The sequence below is a fragment of the Streptomyces sp. NPDC059201 genome, assembly GCF_042754585.1.
Taxonomy (GTDB): Bacteria; Actinomycetota; Actinomycetes; order Streptomycetales; family Streptomycetaceae; genus Streptomyces.
In genome coordinates this window covers 24524-41715 of record NZ_JBHZBB010000001.1, presented here as the reverse complement: position 1 = coordinate 41715, position 17192 = coordinate 24524, and the positions used below count along the sequence as shown (strand labels likewise).

Here is a 17192-nt window from a genome sequence, read left to right as displayed (position 1 = left end):
CCTGGAGATTCAAGAACGCGGCTACCAGGGCAGCCGCCAAGTCGTCCGCAAGCACCTCGCCGCCCTCCGTGCCGGCAACGCCGAACCCGTACGGGCCGACATCCCCAGCCTCCGAAAGATCACCGGCTGGATTATGCGCCCTCGGGAGACCCTCACCGACCAGCAGCAGGAGAGACTGCTCGAAGTCCGGCTCGCCTGCCCGGACATCACCCGGGCCTGCGATCTCGCCCGAGCCTTCACCAACCTGGTCCGCAACCGACGTGGAACCTTCCTACTCGAATGGATCCGGCAAGCCGAGCAAGACGCCCCGAAACCGATGAGCGGCTTCGCCGGCTTCCTCCGCCAGGACCTCGACGCCGTCACCGCCGGGCTCACCCACACATGGAGTTCCGGCGTTGTCGAAAGTCATGTCAACCGGGTCAAAACCCTCAAACGAGCAATGTACGGACGTGCATCGTCCACGCTTTACGGACCCGGATCCTCACCCAGCCGTGAAACTGTCCGGGATCAGGCTGTAGCGAGAACCGCCTGGATGAAGGCGGTTGGTGGCACATAGCCGTGTGCCTCGACGTAGTGAGCGATCAGTTCCGGGGCAGCGTAAGCGACATCCCCACCCATCACCCATATCTCGGCAGTCCCCTGCGGGTGACTGGCGCGACTGCCGAATATCCGCGAAGCGCAGAACGGGCAGGAGTGAAAGCCGCGAGTTTGCTGAACTCGGTGCGTGCGGCTCATGCGGCTCAGCACTGCGGCCAGCCCGGAGGGAGCATCGCCCTGCTCGTACGGCTGGCCACGCTCAAGCCAGCCCACGTTGATCAAAGGGACACCATGCCAGAGGCCCGTCGCATCTCTTGCCCAGTTGTCCCTGTCATACGTGTATGGCGTCAAGTCCGCATAGTACGTCACTCGCAGTGTCTACCAGGTGGACGCAGACGCAGACAGATCGGGCTGTGCTGCCGAAGGAATCACGAAACTCCGGGCAGAGCCGTTTTAGAGATCCTCATCACCGCTCGCGAACCGGTGGTAACCGGTGGACCTCAACGGTGTCCCGCAGTGCGACGAAGATCCGCCACCTGCAACTGGACGCCAGCACGTCCACGCGCTCCGCCCCGCGACGTGCTCAACGGCCGCATCGCCGCATAGGGAATGGCGGTAGACACCGCCGTGCAACCTCTGTGTCGGCAACCTATCCCCGTGGTTGTCAGTGCCATGGGCTGTAATGTTCGTACGTTCGTCCCGCTGCCCGTCCGCCGCTGGAGCAGAGCACAAAACCCTCAGACCAAGACAGAAAGAACATAGTGAACGTCCCCGCTCCTGCCGGTATCGCGACACTCGTCGCCTACATCGCCACCATCCCCGCCGCCAACCTCGCCGTCACCCACATCGGCGCCGTCCCTACAGGCTTCGGCTACGCTGCACCCGCCGGCGTCTACATAGCGGGCCTGGCACTCGTCCTGCGCGACCTCGCGCGTGAAGCAGTCGGCCGCCGTGCCATCCTCATCGCCATAGCTGCTGGCACGGTCCTCTCCTATTTCTTGGCCGACCCTGGCCTCGCCATCGCTTCTGCAGCAGCCTTCGCTGTCGCTGAAAGCCTCGATTTCGTCGTGTACGAACCCCTGCGCCGGCGCGGGCTACTCATCGCCATGCTTGCCTCGAACGCTATAGGACTCCTGGCCGACAGTCTGCTGTTCCTCAAGCTCGCTTTCGATTCCTACACCTACCTGCCCGGGCAGATTCTCGGCAAGACATGGATGACCCTCGCCGCAGTCGCAGTTCTCGCGCTGCTGCGGCGACGCAAGGATGGCACAGCACTGTTCGGTACCAGCACCCGGGCATAAGATTTCTCGATCCCTATTTAGCTACGGGATTCGCAACGTACCTACTCCTGTGAAGCGCGCTAAGGAAGTCCGGTAACCCGTACCAAAACAATCCGAAGCCTGGAATTTGAATGGTAAATCCGTAGCGAACTAAAGGAGAACCTGTGGCCTGGTGCTGATGGCAGCACCAGGCCACAGGTCTAACTGATCGTTTCAGGATGAGCGGAGGCGCCGGGTCCTGCGCTCTGCGAGCCGGGGAGTACCTCATCGTGAACGAGCGCCGCTTCCTGCACGGCCGAGAGGTGCGGCACAGCGGCCAGGACGCCGTGCCGGTCGCCGACCGCCGACTGCTCCTCCAACTGTCCCTGCGTGCGCCGAGCAGCACCGGCCCGGCGTAGCCGATGGCCTGCCGAGTCCTGCCTTCGTGTGCGAGGCACGGCCACGGGGCGGGGTCGGCCGGGTGCACGAGCCCGCGCGCGGATCTAGGGCCTGTTGTGAAAGTGATCAGAGAGCTACGGGAAGCTCACAGCCCGCGGATGGCTTCGGCCAGGTCAGAGCCATAGGAAGCCCAGCAGATGAGTGAGCCGTCGGCTTCGAACTCTCCCATGAGCCATTCATCAGCTCGGGCAAGGCATAGGCCATGAAAGGACAGGATGACGTCAGGCTGGAGGACGTCGTAGTCGGCAAGGGGTCGCAGCCAGGGGGTCTCACAGCCACTCGTTTACTGCGGCCACCAGCACCGTCGCGTGATAGCGGACGGCAAGCTTGTCGTACCTGGTGGCAACCGCACGGTGGCGCTTGAGACGATTAATTCAGCACTCAACCGCGTGCCACTGCTTGTAGTCGTCCTTGTAGAAGTGGGGCGGGCGGCCGCCGTGGGAGCCGAGCTTTCGGCGGTTGCGGATCGGGTCTGTCTTCTCCGATGGTGCACTTCACGCCGCGCTGTCGCAGGTAGGAGCGGTTCGCGCGGGAGCCGTACGCCTTGTCTGCCCGGACCCTGTCCGGTTTCGTGCGAGGTCGGCCGGGTCCGGTCCTGGGCAGCCGGATTGCGTTCAGATCCGGCTGGATCTGAGGACTGTCGTGCCGTTGGCCGGCGGTGACGAGCAGGGACAGCGGTTTCTGTCCCTGCTCGACCGCCAGGTGCAGCTTCGTGGTCCGCCCGCCGCGAGAGCGGCCGAGGCCGTGGTCGTCGGGCTCGGTGTCGATGCCGCCGGGAGGCTCCTTCTGGAGATCCCCCTTTTACGCGCTCCAGCGGCATGCTGGTGGGCGCGGGCGATGGTGGAGTCGACGCTCACGTCCCACGTGATCAGGCCTTTCGCCTCGACCTCGGCCTGCAACTGCTCGAAGATCTGTTTCCAGGTGCCGTCGCGCTGCCAGCGCCGGAACAGGTCGTAGGCCCGGTCCCACGGTCCGTACCGCTCAGGCAGGTCTCGCCAGGGCGCCCCGGTCCGAGTCCGCCACCGTATGCCATCGATCAACTGCCGGCGGGTCCAGGTCCGCGGGCGGCCTGGCTTCTTTCCCGCCGGCAGTAACAACTCCAGTCGCTCCCACTGGCCGTCCGTCAGATCACCACGTCCCACGGACCGTGATCATCCAGGACCTTGATCCACTTTCGCAACAGGCCCTAGATCCGTGAGTTGCGCAGCGACTGCTACACCACGCAGGCCAGAGCCTTCGCCGCCCGCGGGACCGCCAGATGTTCCTGCTCTCCGTACAGGGCCCAGTTGTACTGGACGAGCCAGGAAAGAGGCCCCGCCTGATGGGCCCTGCAGACCGCGAGCGGCTCGGCCAGATTCCGGGCGTCGGCACCGTCCCGCACGATCGACAGCCACAGGGCATAGCCCTGGAGCTTGAGCATCTCCGGCATCAGCCGCGTGCCCGGGAACCTGCGGTCGCACATGGCGGTGAGGGCACCGATGTGGCCTCGGACCAGAATCGCGTGGGAGTCCACGTGCTCGCGGATTATCCGCCCGTTCGGGATCCATTCGGTGCTCTCGCCGGCGTGGTCGGCGTCCATCTTGAAGTGCGAGGTGAACGTCAACGGCGCGGTGTCCTGGGCGGTGAAGGTGAGTTGCTTCTTGGTCTTCTCCGGGAGCCGCATGGCGTCGCTGCCGAGGAAGGCGATGTAGTCCCTGCGGGTCCGGCCCGCACCTTGCTAGGGTTCCGTCTTCGGCAGGACGCGCTCGTCTTGCTCGGCGAGCTCGCGCAGCAGGTCCATGGAGCCGTCGGAGGACTGGTCGTCGGTGACCAGCAACTCTAGTTCGCCGTGAGTCTGCGTGAGCACCGACCGGACAGCCGGGCCGAGGGTGGCTGCCGAGTTGTACACGGGCATCACAACCGACACCAGGGGTACAGCACGTCTCCTTGCAAGACCAAGAACGACAGTCCATCCAAGCACCGCAACCGAGAAGGAGCTGCCATGAAGATCGTTGTCGCGTGCTTCCGGTTCGTGGAGTTCGCCGCCGACGTGAACCGGCGCATGCCCGACTACGTCGTCCAGTGGCTCGGGGGAGCTCTCGCTAAGCGCGGCATGTCCGCCAGCGGGCCCGGCTGCCCCTCGGCCTGACCTACAAGATCAACACCAACGACCCTGCGAGTCGCCCTCGGTACGTGCCGCCGGACTCGTGGCCAGCCTCCGGCGCCGAGGTCCGCGGCGCCGACCCCAACATCCCGGACGACGACCGCGCCATGCTGTAGCTGTCCATGTTGGACGCGACCGCAGTGGAGATCGCCGCCGATGCCGTGGTGCCCCTCGTGGAGCACGCACGGTTCGCCCTCGCCATGATTGAGAAGCACGCGCCCTACGCTCTCGACCGCCGAAACCACCTCTCAGGCCCGACCGTCGAGGCGCTCTAGCTCCTCGGAATCACGCTGCCGGTCGGCGGACAGCCGATGTATCTGCTGCACATCACCAGAGCCGTCGACGCCATCCGCACCCGCCGGCTCTCCACCTAACCACCGGCTGTCTGGTCGGGGCGCTGTACTGCTACTGACACCTCCTCCGCCCCGAACAGCCGCAAGCCGGCCGAGCGTTTACTGCTTGGGCCCGACGCCGTTGCGCCGGGTCCAAGCAACCAGAGGACGATCGTCACAAACGGCGTGCTCTACCGCTGCCGGAAAGAGGCGAGCACGGAGAGAGGTGGTAGAAGAAGGCAGGGAACCGCCGTGCGGCGGTCCCTGCCGTCCCGTCAGGTCAGGCCTGAGTGTCTGCACCATGTGTACGGTTCCAGGCGTCCCTTCCTCCACAGCCCCCGTGATTCACCAGGAGTCTCTCCAGACACTGGAAGGACTGACTCGGCTCGTCACCATCGTCCGGAAGCGTCGATGCGTAAAGCCGGTGACGCCACGACTTCTCGCACTCGCGGAAAACCCAGGCCCACGGTCAACTATCCGTAGCATGTCCCGTCAGCCTTTGGCCTCCAGACCCCGAGGGCGTTTTGGAGCGCGGAGGTCAGAGCAAGAACCAGTAGTTCCCGCCCACCACACCAACGGCTGCAGCCATGACCGTAAGGAAGGCAGGCGAGAACGACAGGGACACGGACAGGTTGAAGTGCTTGCCCACGGAGATACGCAGCTGCCGAGGCTTGTTCACCTCGCCGGTCGGGACGTCAGCCGGGACGTGCTGACCTCCGTTGACAGACATGTCATGCTGGTGGTTCATGAGGCAACCCCTTTCGTGGTGGGGCGTCGCCGCTCTCGCGGCCTAGGAACCTGATGACGGCGACGCCCCCCGCCCGCCCCTACCGCTTCTGCGGAAGAGGACAAAAAGGGGCCCCACCCTGGTAAGCCAGAGTGGGGCCCCTTCACGCTACTGAAACGCTAGCGAGTCACTGACCGGTAGGTCAACTCGCCAGACCAGCAAGGAAGCCTGAGGCATGTGACATCAGCAACGCACCCCGCGGGATGCACGTGGGAACGGCATCGGACTGCATGGCCACTGAGCCAGACCCCCACGCCGCACCCCACTCACTTACTGATCTTTTCGTAAGTTCGGTTGGCCTGCTGGGTGGATGGTCAGGTCGGTGTGGGTGAGGAAAGACCATGGCAGTTGTGGGTTGCCGTTGATCCGATGGATGCCTTGTTCGGCAGCATCGGCGACGTCGGCGAGGTTGGCGAGTTCACGCTTTCTGAGCGAGGACCACAGCAACTCCACCGGGTTCAGCGCGGGAGCGTACGCGGGTAATCGTTCCAAAATTAGCCAGTCCTGCTCGGCGACCCAGGCCCGCATCGCCCGGCTCCAGTGAGCAGACAAGCCGTCCCAGACCAGCACCACTCGCTTGCCGCGGTAGAACACCTTCATCTGCTCCAGGACCTCGATGAAGGCAGTGGTGTCGTAGCTGCCGGGCTTGAGGTGGAAGCACAGACGGGCCCCGCGGTCGGGGTCGGTGGAGTGGTAGCCCAGGGACCCGGCCCATCGAGGCCCGCTTCCAGTTCAAGCGGTGCCGCAGCAGCGGGGTCCGGCCGCGGGGTGCGTAGGTGCGGCGGACCTGAGGGAGCAGAGAGACGCCTGATTCGTCGAGGAAGACGATCCAGGCACGTGTGTTCACGGCCCCGTTTTGATACGCGGCCACTCATGCGCGATCCACCGGGCGATCTCGGAATCGTCCCGCTCGACCGCCCGCCGCTCGGGACGTTGCAGACTCCAACCGAGCCGGCCGGTCAGCAGTCGCCACACCGACGCCCTCGACAACGACACCCCAGTCGCCCGCTCGACGACGACGCCGACGCGCTCCAGGGTCCACAGGTCGGCCTCGAAACCATGAGCTTGGGCTCCTTGCCCCAACGCGGCTCGAACAGTCTCGACCTGGGCGTCGTCGAGCTTGGGCGGGCGACCGGTGGCCGCACGCCGCCTCAGGGCCGAAACACCACCTTCCTCCCACACCCGACGCCAGCGCTGCACGCTCTCCGTACACACACCCACCGCCCGCGCGATCTCCGCATTCGAGGCACCTTTCTCGAACAACTCCACCGCCCGAACACGCCGCGCCTCCGCCAACTGAGGCCGCGACAAAGGAGGAAGGGGCGATCCGGTAGCCGAAGACGGGGGTTGATAAGCCACCCCGAAAGCCTCCCACTCGCAAGGCCAGCAAACCCACCGAACTTACGAAAAGATCAGTAAGGGGGAACGAAGATCATGAGCAAGACGACGAAGAAGGCGCTGCCGCTGTCCGCCGACCGCGTCTGCGCGGGGGCTGGCACGGCCCGGCTGGCACCCGCATCCGCCTGGCCCGCGGCCAAGACATCGAAGCGGCGAACGCCTTGATGGCCACCACCGGCGACGGCGTCAGAATTATCCCCGTCCTGGCCACCGCCATCGAGGACGGCTCGGCGGCCTCCGCCATGCTCGCTGGGCTCGGCGGTGGCTCGAAGGCGTACCACGACGCAGCCGCCCACACCTTCACCGACCGCCCCATGAACGAGGCCATGGCCACCGTCTCCCTGATGCTGGGCGCCGCCGACGGGCAGGACCGCACCGTCGGCGTGCTCTCCGCCACCGCTCCCGGCACCCTCATTGAGATCGCCATGAACAACGGCTACCCGCCCGACAGGGCCATGGCCCTGAGCCTGTTCGTCGCCAAGATCCACGGCCTGGCCGTCGCCGAACACGCTCGCGGTCAGGGCATCGCCGCCACCCTCCTCAAGCGGACCTGGCAGATCCACCAGCAGCTCGGCTACTTCCTGCTCTACGGCTCGTACGAGGCAGACCGCGACCTCGCCGCCTTCTACACCCGCTGCGGCTACACTGCGCACGCCCCCGGTGAGACCTTCCCACTGGACCGCATCGCCCTCCCGTTCCGACTCGGTGCAGGCGATGACCAGTGCGTCTTCACCCGCTGGCGCCTCCGCCGCTGACCGACAGCCGGAACGCGGAGGATCCCGACGACGTGGCGGCCGAGCTGCTTGCGCAGGTCCGTGACGGAGACACCTGACCGGCCCTGGCCCGCACCGTCGGAGGGGAGGACCTGGAGGTATCGCCAGGAGGAACACCCGGCGGTGCGGCCAGTGCGGCATAGAGCTGCCCGAGGGCAGCAGGCGGTCCCGCCGGTGATGCGAGGCGGCCTGCCGTAAGAGGGCCTGGCGGGTGACACGGGCCCGCTGGGCGGCGATCGACGCCGAGGGCGGAGGAGGCGTACCGGGCCTTGGTCGAGAGGGCCGACCGCACCGTGGCCCCGGTTTTGCCGCCCGGAGCGCGGGGGACACCTGGTACGCCAGCGACAGCCCGCTCGGCACCCGGAAGCGCTCGGGCAGCAGTTACTGCTCGCGACGGTGCCGCACGAGGGCGTGGCGGAAGCGTTCACGTTCAGCAGGCGTCACGGCGTGACGTCTATTTGTGACGCTACCGCCAGGTCAGATCCATGATCGTTCTCGCTGGGATTTCCTGTACCCCAACTACTCACACTCGGATGGGCCGCGGCTGCGCAGCGGTCACGCCGCACGCTGGCCATCACGCCCCCGCAGCCGGCCCGGGCAGAGCGCCCCGCGCCCTCGGCCGAGGCGTAGCCCACCGTTTGGTGAGGGCGTGTCGTCGGGGTTGCGGCCTGCGTTGGACAGGGCGTGACTCGCTCCGATGCTGCCCGCCTGTCCCCAGTCCCGGACCCGGTCCCGTGCCACCTGCGACGCCCCGCCGTTGCCTCCGCCGACACGGCTGTCGTCTGGCGTCCGGCGCTGGGCGAGTCCCGGTCTGTCGTCCTGTGCGAGCTGTGCCTCACCGGCCGGCCCGCACGCGACTTGCCCGATCTGGCCCCGAAGATGTCGCGTGGTGGGTCCTCACCTGGGACACCAAGACCCTGCACCAGCAGTACGCGAGTGGCCAGTGGGCCCCCAACGCCGCCGACCTGAGCCTGGCCGGGACCCTGGTCCGCCTCCAGTGGAGTGAGGCGTCGATTCAGGCCGTACAGCGCACGGCGCCGACGTGCCGGCTCTCCCTGCTGCTCTGCAACCTCGCTTTCGTCCTGCGGCACACCCCCGCCCACGACCGCGCCCTCCTGCCGGTCCACCACCTTGTCGACGCCCTCGCCGACCACCAGCACACCCCGGCCACCGCTCCGGTCACACCGGCAGGTCCGGACGACGTCCCCGGCCACGGAACGGCGCCGGGCCAGGACATTTCGGCGCGGGAGCGCGGGGGGCACCGCAAGCCGCAGCAGGCGAGCGCCGAGGCCGCCGGTCCCGGCAGCACCCGCGGGGGAGACGGCTCACTCGACCTCGGTGGCCTCCTGACGTCGCCGCTGGCCCGGCACTGCAAGCCGCGCGCGGACGACCCCGCCCCGGAAGGCGTCAACTCCCTGGGGCAGCAGCGCTGGAACGGCACGACCGACCCACGTACGTGACCCGTTGCACGGCCTGCCCCAGCGCCCATCGCCAGGCCGTGCCCGTCACCCGGCCGCGCGCGGACGATACGGCAGGATGAGGGCCATGACCGCCATCGCCGTCCCGAAGCCGGGTGTACTGCTCACCTCATTGCGCTCGGACAGCCGCGCGGTCGTCCGCGTGACGGGCCGCGGTGAGGGCGGGGGCCTGGCGGTGGTCGACGCCGTCACCCTTGGGCCGGCCCCGGACGATCCGCCTCTCGGCTCTGCGCCCGTACGAGGTGCTGTACCGGGGGCGTCCTCCGCGCTCGGGATACGTCCCCCCGGGGGGCGACTTCGTCCGCCGCCTCCTGGACGGCGGGATCTGCAAGGCGTTCGGCACGGACGACCCGGACGCGGTCAACTTCGTCCGTGCCCACCTGGACTGAGCTTCGGGCGGTATCGCCCGCCTCGCCCACGAGGACGAACAGACCGTCGGAGTCGGTGTGAAGGCGCTGTCCCGGGCCGGATACGACGCGCGACCGGCGCCCGAGCATGGGGCCGGCTTCGGCTCTGCACTCCGCTTCCGCCGACTGGCCTCCGGGCATCTGTGCCCCGCGCTGGAGCAGGCACCGAGGAGCCTGGACGGCTGGGAACCATGATCGTGCGACCTGGAACCCGGCCACACCTGGTCCCACCAGCACCTCGCGACGGGCTACCGCTGGGCCGACGACACCAGCGCCGTTCTCTGTGGCGCCTGGGCCGACGCGGGCCCCGGCCGCACACTGGGCGCCTGCGCCCTCCCGGCCACCCGCCCACCCAGCGCCACCGCGTCACCCGCGGAGGGTAACCCGCCCGTTTGCCCGGGTGAGGTCGAGGAAGTCGGCGACTGGGCGGCGCTGCCGCTCTGCCAGGTGATTCCGTGAGGTTCCCGGGAACCCCGCACACCCCTGCTGGCCAGAAACCTGAGCACCACGGTTGGCCAGTGAGTTCGCGATGTGGCCAGCGTGCGCGTTCGCGGTTCCACTGCGCTCGGACAGCCCTGGTGGACCTGGCCCTGGCGCACTCAGCTGCGAACAGGCAGATGCCGGGCGAAGCGGCGGACGGCTTCGGTGAAGGCATCTGGATCGTCAAAGTTCGCGAGATGTCCTGCCCGCGGGATCAACTCGACGCGTGCGTGCGGATGCGCGCGGACGAAGTCGATCTCGCCGGACCGGAAGACGGTGTCCTTCTCGCCGTTCAGGATGAGCACGGGAGCCGCCACGTGACGCATCGCACCCGCGTCGAAGCGGCCCAGCACCTCGCCCCAGGCGGCCGGCAGAGTGTGGAAGGCGTAGCCAGAGCGGATGGTCGCCTCCACCACCTCGGGAGGATAGAGCCGGAGCAGCAACCGGTCGTTCCACCGGGCCAACAGGTCCGCCGGTATGTGAGGGACGAGCCCGGCGACCCACCGATACGGCGTTGCCCACGGGCCACGAGTTGAGGCGCTGGCTCCCGCAAGGACCAGCCCGCGCAGCTGCTCCGGGCAGCGCCGCGCGAACTCCAGGGAGGCGTATCCGCCGAGCGAGTGCCCGACGACCAGAGCCGGCCCGCGGTCGAGCGAGTCCACCGCGGAAGCGATGATCTCCGTCGCCGCGTTCAGGCTCCAGGGTTGAGCAGAGCGGGCGCCGTGACCTGGCAGGTCAACGGCGGCTACCGGGAATTCCTCTTGAAGTGCGGTGAGCTGCGGGCTCCACTGCCCCGCGCTGAACCGCGTCCCGTGTACCAAGACGATGGGCGGTGTATCCGCTGCCGTCATGTGTCCCCCAGATCAGCGCTCTCCTCGGAGCGACTCTACCCGCGGGCCATTCCCGGCGCTGAGACGCGGAAGTGCTGTCCAGCGGAGACGCTCAGACCGGCCAACTACAGACCTGAACGAACTACCTGCGAAGTACGGAACTAGCCGCATGGGCGGTCCGATCCGTCGCCGATCTGGAGTTCGGTCACCCAGGCCCGGGCTGCCGCGAGGTCCGGGGCGGTGCCGGTCACCTCGTACGCGAACCCGGTCCACTCTTCCAGGACGCGCGGCTCGTCGGGTCGCAGGTGTCCGGCCCCGCCGTAGACGGGCCGGTGACGGCGGTGGACGTCCATCGGGGGGCGCCGCCGTTTGTTGTAGGCGGCGAGCGGGTCGTCGGCGTCCTGGCGGGGGACGGCACGTGACGGCTGGTTCGGGGGGCCGGGTCGGCGGTGCTTGCCCATGGCTCGATGGTCTCAGGCCGCGACCGTGGTCGGGCGGGCGGCGGCGTTTTCCTTCGCCCGGGTCCGTACGTCTTCGGCCGAGGCGGTCCGGTAGGGGCGTGCGGCGTTCAGCAGCGTGTTGAGCCGGGAGACGACGAGCGTGGAGTCGATGCGGGCTGCGGCGTCGAGCGCTTGGTGGGCCGTGGCGGCGCCCTGCTCCGGCTCGCGTTCGTCGAACAGCGCGGCGGCCGGCCCGCCCCGGTCCATCACTTTCACCCGGTCGACGCTCACCCCCGTCGACAGCTGGCGGGAGGTGCGCGAGAGCGGCCCCGTACGGCTGTGGGAGCAGGTCGAGGACGTGCTGTCCGCGTACGACGAAGCGGGTCGGCCCGGACCGGAGACGTTCACCCTGCACGTTTACGACGGCGGGCAGCACCTGCGACACCCTCAGATGCCCAGCCTGCCTCTGCCCAGGCCCTGAGGCGGTCCCGGCTTCTGGGCTCACTTTGGGGGACGGCGAGGCCCCGGAACCTGCTGATCAGGTTCCGGGGCCTCGCCGTGCGGAGTGTCTAGAGCGCGCCGGTGCCGAGGGCCGAGACGAAGTCGGCGAACGCGGGGGCGGCCACGGCGACGGTGCCGACGGTCACGTCCTTGGAGTCGCGGAGCCCGATGACCGCCCCGCTACCGGCGTTGACTTCGACGCACTCGTTCTGCGCTGCGCTCGCCGTCGACTTGATCCAGGCGCTTTCGTCGAACCGGGTGGGGGACTGGAGGGCGGCGCTCATGCGCCGTACTCCGATCGTGCGTGGGTGAGCAGGTCCTGCGTCTGGCCTCTGTCGGCCGCTTGGGTCCGCAGGGAGTGGAACATCTCGTGGTACTCGGCGACCCCGTCCGGGTCGTCGAGGTACATGCCGCGTCGGTGGAGCTCCAGGTAGACCACCGACATGGCCTGCATCGGGTCGGGGTCCTCGCGGCCGAGGATGAGGAAGTGCCCGCCCGAGCCCGCGGCCGGGGCTCCCCGGTCGCTGGGCAGGACCTGGACGGTGACGCGTGGCCTGCGGGAGAGGTCGAGCAGGTGGTCTATCTGGTCGGCCATGGTCCTGGCCGATCCGACCTGGCGGCGGAGCACGGCCTGGTCGAGGATGACCCACAGCCGCATGTCGGAGCGTTCGAGGATCTCCTGACGCATGATCCGGGCTTCGACGCAGGCGTCGATCACTGCCGGATCGGCGTGCGGGTCTTCCTGTTCGTGCAGGTGACGGGCGTAGGTGGGTGTCTACGCGAGGCCGGGGACGAGGGTGGTGGCCCAGACGTACTCGTACTCGGCGACCTCCTCGAAGGCGTGCAGCGGTGAAAGCCACGGAACCGCTTCGGAGTTCTCCCGCCACCATCCCTGACCCTGCGTCTGGGCGAGGGCGACGAGGATGTCCGTCTGTCCGGGCGTCGCGCCGGCGGCCGCGGCGATGGCGCGCAGCGTGGGGATCTTAAGCAGACCCCGGTCTTCCCACGCGAGGTACCGGTTCACGGTGTCGACGGAGACGCCGGCCTCGCGGGCGATGCTCGTCTGGGTGAGGCTCTGGGCCTCCATCAACTGGCGCAGCCCACGGGCGATCTGCATCCGCGCGGCAGGGCCCTGCGCCGTGCCCTGTGCCCCCATTCCCCATCCTTCGCCGAGCCCGGTGTCCGGGCCGGTGGCCTGATGATCTGTCGCGATAGCGGCAGCGTACGCGGCACTCGACACCGAGCGCTCCTCCCTTGCGCGCCCCCAAGTCGGAGGAAGTTCAGCCATTCGACTCTGTCATTGAAATTCAATAAGGATCTTCAGCGTCGCCTCTCGAGGGTGAGGACGGCCTTGGTGATTGACGTGAGTCGGTTGGGGCTGACCTGGTCTTTGCGGAAGATCCGCCATGCCTTGAGCCGGGCGAAGGCGCGCTCGACGGGGAAGCGGAGGCGTGCGTGTGCTCGGTTGACGGCTGCTTGTCTGGCAGTGAGGGGCCGCCCGAGGTGGCGTTTGAACGGTACTTGGAACGTGCCGCCGGCTCCGGCGTAGGCCTTGTCGGCGAGGACGGGGATCCGCAGTCGTTCACAGGTGGTGACGATGTGGTGGGTGCGGGCCGCGGTGATGTCGACGGTGCGGCCGGGCAGTGCGGGTGAGTACCAGATCAGCTCGCCGACGGGATCGGTGACGGCCTGGATGTTCACGCCGTGCCGTCAGGTGTCGGAGTAGTCCCGTTCGTGGTCGCCGACCCGGTCGCACTCGGCGTTGGTGCCGTCCACCAGGACGTACTCGGGACGTGCCCGGCGCAGGGCCTGTGTCAGGGACGGTGCCTTCGAGGCGAGAAGTCCGAGCACGTCTGTACGTAGGCGTGGGCGGTGCCCTCGCTGATCCGGAAGCCCGCGGCGAGCTTCGCATAGGTGGTGTGCTCGCGCAGGTAGACCAGGGCGATGATCGCGCGTTGCGAGGGTCGCAGCTTGCACCGGCGGTCACCCTCGCGGGTGACGATCAGCATCGTGACCCACTCCACGAGCGCGTGCGGCAGATCGAGTGCGGCAGGATAGATGACCAACGAGGCCTCCGGTCGCGGAGGTTGAGACGTCAGACATCTCGAACCACTGCCCGAAGGCCTCGTCTGCTATCCGCGGCCGGCCGTCACCCGATCGGTGGCCACTCTGAAGATCCTTAATGAAGAGCTTCAGGTAGCACCTCGGCGTGTGTGTCCCATCACGCAAGGTGACTGAAACTGCTGTCGTCCTCCAAAGCTCGCGGACCGCGGGCACTGAGGCGTCGATGCCTGCACGAAGTACACCGCCACACAAGGACATCCGGGACACGGTGCTCGATCCCGCCCGTCTCACCACCACGCAACGCGAACAGCTCCTCGCCAGCACCTGCGCGACCGGCTGCGGCGCGCGCGACCTCGCCCAGGACGCAGGCCACGCCTACGTCGCATCCGGCGACGAAGGCGGCCGCCTCGGCTACCTGGTGCGGATCTGCTCGGCCTGCGCTGCCCGGAGGGCCTGATGCGCGGACGCGACGCCTCCGACGTCGGAGCCCACTGGCTCGCCGCAGCACACGGCCAGACGCCCTTCCTCGCATGGCGGGACTGGGAGGAGCACTCCCACGCCATCCTGCCGACCGGGACGCTCGGGGACGTCATCGCCATACCCCGGCACCACTGCATCGCCGCTGCCCGAATCCAGCCCGCCGCATGGACCGACGTCCCCGTACTCGAAGACCTCGCGGCCGGCTTCGCCTACGTGTGGGTCCCCGCCGGCACCGAGGCCGAGTGGGACATGCCCGGCACCACTGCCCTGGGCAGCCCATGGTTCGTGGCCGTCCCCCGGCCCGGCGGCCCGCAGGTACCCGAGCGCCGATGGGCGCAGCCCCCCGGCCACTTCACCCGACTGATCGCCCCCACCGACTTGCGTTCCGCGCTGGAGGCCGTTCCGGCCCGCGCCGAGGGATGGGAGGACACCCCATGAGCCAGCCGGTTTCCCGCCTGCCGCTGATCGCACCCGAGCCAGTAGACCTGCCGCCACTCGAACTCGACCCCGAGCACCGGACCACGCTCGTGCCCCTTCCCGCCGGAACCGAGGAAACGGCGCAGAGGGTGGCATTCACCGACGCTCTCTCCTACGGGGTGTGGGGCCTGGTCGAGGCCACCGCCACACGGCTCGGCCTCCTGGCAGCCACCCTCGCCAGGCGCGTCGCCGACCGGGTCCAGAGCTCCGAACTCGCCGTCGACGTCACCCTCGACGCCCGGACAGCCACCGTCAGGGTGAAAGCCCTCGGAGGCGCCATGCGTGAGCTGCTGAACCCCGGTGTCCTTCCGCAGGTCGCCGCTGGGGACCAGGCCGGGGTCACCCGCCACGCCCTGGGCCCCAGCGTCTACGTGAAGGCGGAGGTGGACCGGCCGTGATCCACTGCGAGGTCTACTCCGGCAACACCCCCGGCCGCCCCTACGCATGGCTCCTGCGACCGGAGACGGCACCGACACCCGGCGCCGCCGTCCACCGCATGCGGCAGGTCGCGAACTGGCTCGCCGACCACCTCGACGACGACCCCCGCGAGCACGGAAGGGCGCCCGTTCTCCTGCGCAGCTGGATCGAAGACGAGGTCGCCCAGGACGAGCTCCAAGACCTCCTTGCCAGGGCCGAATTCGCGGCACAGGCATTCCGGGTCGTCGGCAGCGACCGCGTTCGCTACGTCCTGACCGCGATGCCGGCGACCGGGTGCCCCTGCCGTCCACCCGCTCGTTCCGGCCCCCTGAATCTGCGGGGCGCCCGACTGGTGAAAGCGGCCCGGCCATCGTGAGCGGCTCCCACCCGTAGTCGCCGTGCCCGAAGGGAACGAACGCGGGCGGATGGCCGGGATCGACCTGCGATACGAGCACACCAGCGTCACCAGATGGGTGAACTTGGGGATGGTCCCGCGCGGGCGGACGCCCGAGCTCGTGGCCGCAGTCTTGGCAGAACGCCTCGGGCGCCCCGTCAGCACCGACGACATCGGCATGTCCACGACGTCAACACCAGTGCCGGCCATGGGGTTGGACTTCTATCGCGACCCCGCCGACGCCGTACGCGTCGGGTCAACGTACTGGAGGACCCCCGTGGACAGCCGCTGACGATTCCTCACCACAGGGTTCGCCCTCGGCGCTTACACCATGCCCGTCAATCGCTGGCTCGCCAAGCCCGCCACCGCCGCCACCCCGCCCAGTGCTCCCGTCGGCCCCGGCGCGCGCCGGGTAGGACGGACCGACCTGGACGGCCTGTGGGCCGCATCGGAAGAGGCCCGCGTCTGGGACTCCCGCTTCGGCGGCGGCCACTGGCGAAACAGCCCGGGCACCCGCTGCCTCCAGACCCAGGCCGCCCCGATGCTCCGCGGCACCTACACCGATGCCGTCGGCCGCGAGCTGTTCGCCGCCACCGCCGAGCTCTCCCGTGTCGTGGGCTGGGCGGCCTTCGATGCCGGCCACCACGACGTTGATGGCCCGGCCGAAGAACAGCCGCGGAAGCGGGACTGGCTGCACCTGTGGGTCTCGCGCCCGGTCGCGGTGATGCTCGACTGGTTCATCCGCCACCACCCCGAGTCCGCCCATCACTACATCGGCGAGATCACCCGCGAGGACCACACCCGCTGGGGAGTCCCGGCGGAGGACACCCTCTACACGCTGCGCCAGGCGGTCGCCCTGGACGGCAGGCTGAACCGAGAGGACGCGGAGTCGTTCTTCGCTCTGCCCACCCCTCCGGCGAAGAACGACTGACCAGAGGTCCGACAGAGCGGCGGGGCCCGGAGCCAGGATCAGTGGCTCCGGGCCCCGCTCGCGACTGTAGCCAGGAGGCGGCCCGGTTCCGGGCAGCCCCGGCTCAACACCGTCCGGACAGCCGTCTCCCGGGGGGATGCGGGGCTGTGAGTGTTACAGGTCCGACTCTACGGGCGGGAGCTCGGTCTCGCTGCGGCGGTTGTCCAGCCAGTTCAGGAACCGGAAGCCGCGCTCACTCTGTTCGGCGTTTCCGAACAGGGCGGCCGAAGCCGCTGCGGTGAAGATCGCCAGAACGGTGCCGACCACAACGATCTGCGGGCCGGTGAGCTGGGGCTGGCTCGGGGTGTCCATCGGTGTCCTTCGTATCGGGTGATCGGGTGATCGGGTGGACCGGCGTAGGCGCCGCTCGGGGCGCCGCCCCGGCCTTCCGGAGAAATCTCCTCCCTCCTTCCCGTCTTTCACCGTCCCTCTCCGCAGAGGGGGTGAAGGGCAGCTCGTCCCGGCCGACCTCGCTCGCCTCGCTCACCACGACGTCGGCGAAGACCCTGGCCGAGGCGGCGCTGTCCGGCTCGTCGCTGGACTGGCAGAAGAACGTCCGGCCCTGA

25 protein-coding genes and 4 pseudogenes are annotated in these 17192 nt (G+C 68.5%); 15 read left to right on the top strand and 14 right to left on the bottom strand.

Annotated elements, in window-relative coordinates:
• Position 1: 1 nt before the first annotated feature.
• Positions 2-556, top strand: a complete 555-nt coding sequence (locus tag ACFXMG_RS00215; RefSeq protein WP_384119465.1) for a transposase — start codon at positions 2-4, stop codon at positions 554-556.
• Here the strand turns inward: ACFXMG_RS00215 and ACFXMG_RS00210 are convergent.
• Entirely contained in the window at positions 508-888 is a 381-nt protein-coding gene (locus ACFXMG_RS00210) for a hypothetical protein (protein ID WP_383822540.1), read from the bottom strand. The two genes, ACFXMG_RS00215 and ACFXMG_RS00210, sit on opposite strands and share 49 nt — an antisense overlap.
• 410 nt (positions 889-1298) lie before the next feature.
• Here ACFXMG_RS00210 and ACFXMG_RS00205 point away from each other — a divergent pair, with 410 nt between their 5' ends.
• On the top strand, positions 1299-1838 hold the full coding sequence (locus ACFXMG_RS00205; RefSeq protein ID WP_383822542.1) for a VUT family protein: 540 nt from the start codon (positions 1299-1301) through the stop codon (positions 1836-1838).
• Between the two features lie 197 nt (positions 1839-2035).
• Positions 2036-2215 carry a hypothetical protein gene (locus ACFXMG_RS00200; RefSeq protein ID WP_383822545.1) on the top strand — a complete coding sequence of 60 codons (180 nt, stop codon included), beginning with the start codon at positions 2036-2038 and terminating at the stop codon, positions 2213-2215.
• Between the two features lie 274 nt (positions 2216-2489).
• On the opposite strand, the pseudogene ACFXMG_RS00195 reads toward ACFXMG_RS00200, so the two are convergent.
• Together ACFXMG_RS00195 and ACFXMG_RS00190 are read right to left on the bottom strand one after the other, a co-directional pair.
• Positions 2490-3397: pseudogene (locus ACFXMG_RS00195) on the bottom strand (IS5 family transposase); the annotation flags it as partial.
• Positions 3398-3468: 71 nt separating this feature from the next.
• Positions 3469-4149, bottom strand: a pseudogene (locus tag ACFXMG_RS00190) (glycosyltransferase family 2 protein).
• Positions 4150-4236: 87 nt separating this feature from the next.
• On the opposite strand from ACFXMG_RS00190, the gene ACFXMG_RS00185 reads away from it, so the two are divergent.
• Both ACFXMG_RS00185 and ACFXMG_RS00180 read left to right on the top strand, forming a co-directional pair.
• Positions 4237-4383: a hypothetical protein gene (locus ACFXMG_RS00185; RefSeq protein ID WP_383822547.1), complete on the top strand. Its 147-nt coding sequence runs from the start codon at positions 4237-4239 to the stop codon at positions 4381-4383.
• A gap of 137 nt (positions 4384-4520) precedes the next feature.
• On the top strand, positions 4521-4673 hold the full coding sequence (locus tag ACFXMG_RS00180) for a hypothetical protein (RefSeq protein ID WP_383822549.1): 153 nt from the start codon (positions 4521-4523) through the stop codon (positions 4671-4673).
• A gap of 595 nt (positions 4674-5268) precedes the next feature.
• On the opposite strand, the gene ACFXMG_RS00175 is transcribed toward ACFXMG_RS00180, so the two are convergent.
• From ACFXMG_RS00175 to ACFXMG_RS00165, 3 genes are all read right to left on the bottom strand, one after another.
• Positions 5269-5478: a hypothetical protein gene (locus ACFXMG_RS00175; RefSeq protein WP_383822552.1), complete on the bottom strand. Its 210-nt coding sequence runs from the start codon at positions 5476-5478 to the stop codon at positions 5269-5271.
• Positions 5479-5787: 309 nt separating this feature from the next.
• Positions 5788-6135 carry a transposase gene (locus tag ACFXMG_RS00170; RefSeq protein ID WP_384119462.1) on the bottom strand — a complete coding sequence of 116 codons (348 nt, stop codon included), beginning with the start codon at positions 6133-6135 and terminating at the stop codon, positions 5788-5790.
• Positions 6136-6360: 225 nt separating this feature from the next.
• Positions 6361-6876: a winged helix-turn-helix domain-containing protein gene (locus ACFXMG_RS00165; protein WP_383822553.1), complete on the bottom strand. Its 516-nt coding sequence runs from the start codon at positions 6874-6876 to the stop codon at positions 6361-6363.
• A 75-nt stretch (positions 6877-6951) separates the two neighbouring features.
• On the opposite strand from ACFXMG_RS00165, the gene ACFXMG_RS00160 reads away from it, so the two are divergent.
• From ACFXMG_RS00160 to ACFXMG_RS00145, 4 genes are all read left to right on the top strand, one after another.
• Positions 6952-7080: a hypothetical protein gene (locus tag ACFXMG_RS00160; RefSeq protein ID WP_383822556.1), complete on the top strand. Its 129-nt coding sequence runs from the start codon at positions 6952-6954 to the stop codon at positions 7078-7080.
• A complete protein-coding gene (locus tag ACFXMG_RS00155) occupies positions 7080-7670 on the top strand; it encodes a GNAT family N-acetyltransferase (RefSeq protein WP_383822559.1) in 591 nt (196 codons plus the stop codon). Before ACFXMG_RS00160 ends, ACFXMG_RS00155 begins: the two co-directional genes overlap by 1 nt.
• A gap of 848 nt (positions 7671-8518) precedes the next feature.
• Entirely contained in the window at positions 8519-9148 is a 630-nt protein-coding gene (locus ACFXMG_RS00150) for a hypothetical protein (RefSeq protein WP_383822561.1), read from the top strand.
• Positions 9149-9360: 212 nt separating this feature from the next.
• Positions 9361-9555 carry a hypothetical protein gene (locus ACFXMG_RS00145; RefSeq protein WP_383822563.1) on the top strand — a complete coding sequence of 65 codons (195 nt, stop codon included), beginning with the start codon at positions 9361-9363 and terminating at the stop codon, positions 9553-9555.
• Positions 9556-10172: 617 nt separating this feature from the next.
• Here ACFXMG_RS00145 and ACFXMG_RS00140 read toward each other — a convergent pair.
• The 7 genes and pseudogenes from ACFXMG_RS00140 to ACFXMG_RS00110 form a co-directional block, all read right to left on the bottom strand.
• Entirely contained in the window at positions 10173-10904 is a 732-nt protein-coding gene (locus ACFXMG_RS00140; RefSeq protein ID WP_383822566.1) for an alpha/beta fold hydrolase, read from the bottom strand.
• Between the two features lie 140 nt (positions 10905-11044).
• On the bottom strand, positions 11045-11344 hold the full coding sequence (locus tag ACFXMG_RS00135) for a DUF6087 family protein (RefSeq protein ID WP_383822569.1): 300 nt from the start codon (positions 11342-11344) through the stop codon (positions 11045-11047).
• Positions 11345-11356: 12 nt separating this feature from the next.
• Complete coding sequence (locus ACFXMG_RS00130) at positions 11357-11731, bottom strand: hypothetical protein (protein ID WP_383822572.1); 375 nt, start codon at positions 11729-11731, stop codon at positions 11357-11359.
• A 161-nt stretch (positions 11732-11892) separates the two neighbouring features.
• Complete coding sequence (locus ACFXMG_RS00125; protein WP_383822575.1) at positions 11893-12108, bottom strand: DUF397 domain-containing protein; 216 nt, start codon at positions 12106-12108, stop codon at positions 11893-11895.
• Positions 12105-12587: pseudogene (locus tag ACFXMG_RS00120) on the bottom strand (DUF5753 domain-containing protein); the annotation flags it as partial. The pseudogene ACFXMG_RS00120 and the gene ACFXMG_RS00125, both read right to left, overlap by 4 nt.
• Before the next feature lie 12 nt (positions 12588-12599).
• Complete coding sequence (locus tag ACFXMG_RS00115) at positions 12600-12980, bottom strand: helix-turn-helix domain-containing protein (RefSeq protein WP_383822578.1); 381 nt, start codon at positions 12978-12980, stop codon at positions 12600-12602.
• 164 nt (positions 12981-13144) lie between these two features.
• Positions 13145-13890 (bottom strand): annotated as a pseudogene (locus ACFXMG_RS00110) (transposase family protein).
• Positions 13891-14111: 221 nt separating this feature from the next.
• On the opposite strand from ACFXMG_RS00110, the gene ACFXMG_RS00105 reads away from it, so the two are divergent.
• The 5 genes from ACFXMG_RS00105 to ACFXMG_RS00085 all read left to right on the top strand — a co-directional run bounded on the left by ACFXMG_RS00105 (position 14112) and on the right by ACFXMG_RS00085 (position 16587).
• The gene (locus ACFXMG_RS00105) at positions 14112-14345 is read left to right on the top strand and encodes a hypothetical protein (RefSeq protein ID WP_383822580.1); all 234 of its coding nucleotides are present in this window, start codon (positions 14112-14114) and stop codon (positions 14343-14345) included.
• A complete protein-coding gene (locus ACFXMG_RS00100; RefSeq protein ID WP_383822583.1) occupies positions 14345-14806 on the top strand; it encodes a hypothetical protein in 462 nt (153 codons plus the stop codon). Before ACFXMG_RS00105 ends, ACFXMG_RS00100 begins: the two co-directional genes overlap by 1 nt.
• Positions 14803-15243: a hypothetical protein gene (locus tag ACFXMG_RS00095; protein WP_383822585.1), complete on the top strand. Its 441-nt coding sequence runs from the start codon at positions 14803-14805 to the stop codon at positions 15241-15243. The genes ACFXMG_RS00100 and ACFXMG_RS00095 overlap by 4 nt, the downstream gene beginning before the upstream one ends.
• The gene (locus ACFXMG_RS00090) at positions 15240-15638 is read left to right on the top strand and encodes a hypothetical protein (protein WP_383822588.1); all 399 of its coding nucleotides are present in this window, start codon (positions 15240-15242) and stop codon (positions 15636-15638) included. Before ACFXMG_RS00095 ends, ACFXMG_RS00090 begins: the two co-directional genes overlap by 4 nt.
• A 349-nt stretch (positions 15639-15987) precedes the next feature.
• Positions 15988-16587, top strand: coding sequence for a hypothetical protein (locus ACFXMG_RS00085; RefSeq protein ID WP_383822591.1), 600 nt, complete (start codon positions 15988-15990; stop codon positions 16585-16587).
• A gap of 153 nt (positions 16588-16740) precedes the next feature.
• On the opposite strand, the gene ACFXMG_RS00080 is transcribed toward ACFXMG_RS00085, so the two are convergent.
• Complete coding sequence (locus ACFXMG_RS00080; RefSeq protein ID WP_383822594.1) at positions 16741-16938, bottom strand: hypothetical protein; 198 nt, start codon at positions 16936-16938, stop codon at positions 16741-16743.
• Positions 16939-17069: 131 nt separating this feature from the next.
• Between ACFXMG_RS00080 and ACFXMG_RS00075 the strand changes: the two genes are divergently transcribed.
• On the top strand, positions 17070-17192 hold the full coding sequence (locus ACFXMG_RS00075) for a hypothetical protein (RefSeq protein ID WP_383822597.1): 123 nt from the start codon (positions 17070-17072) through the stop codon (positions 17190-17192).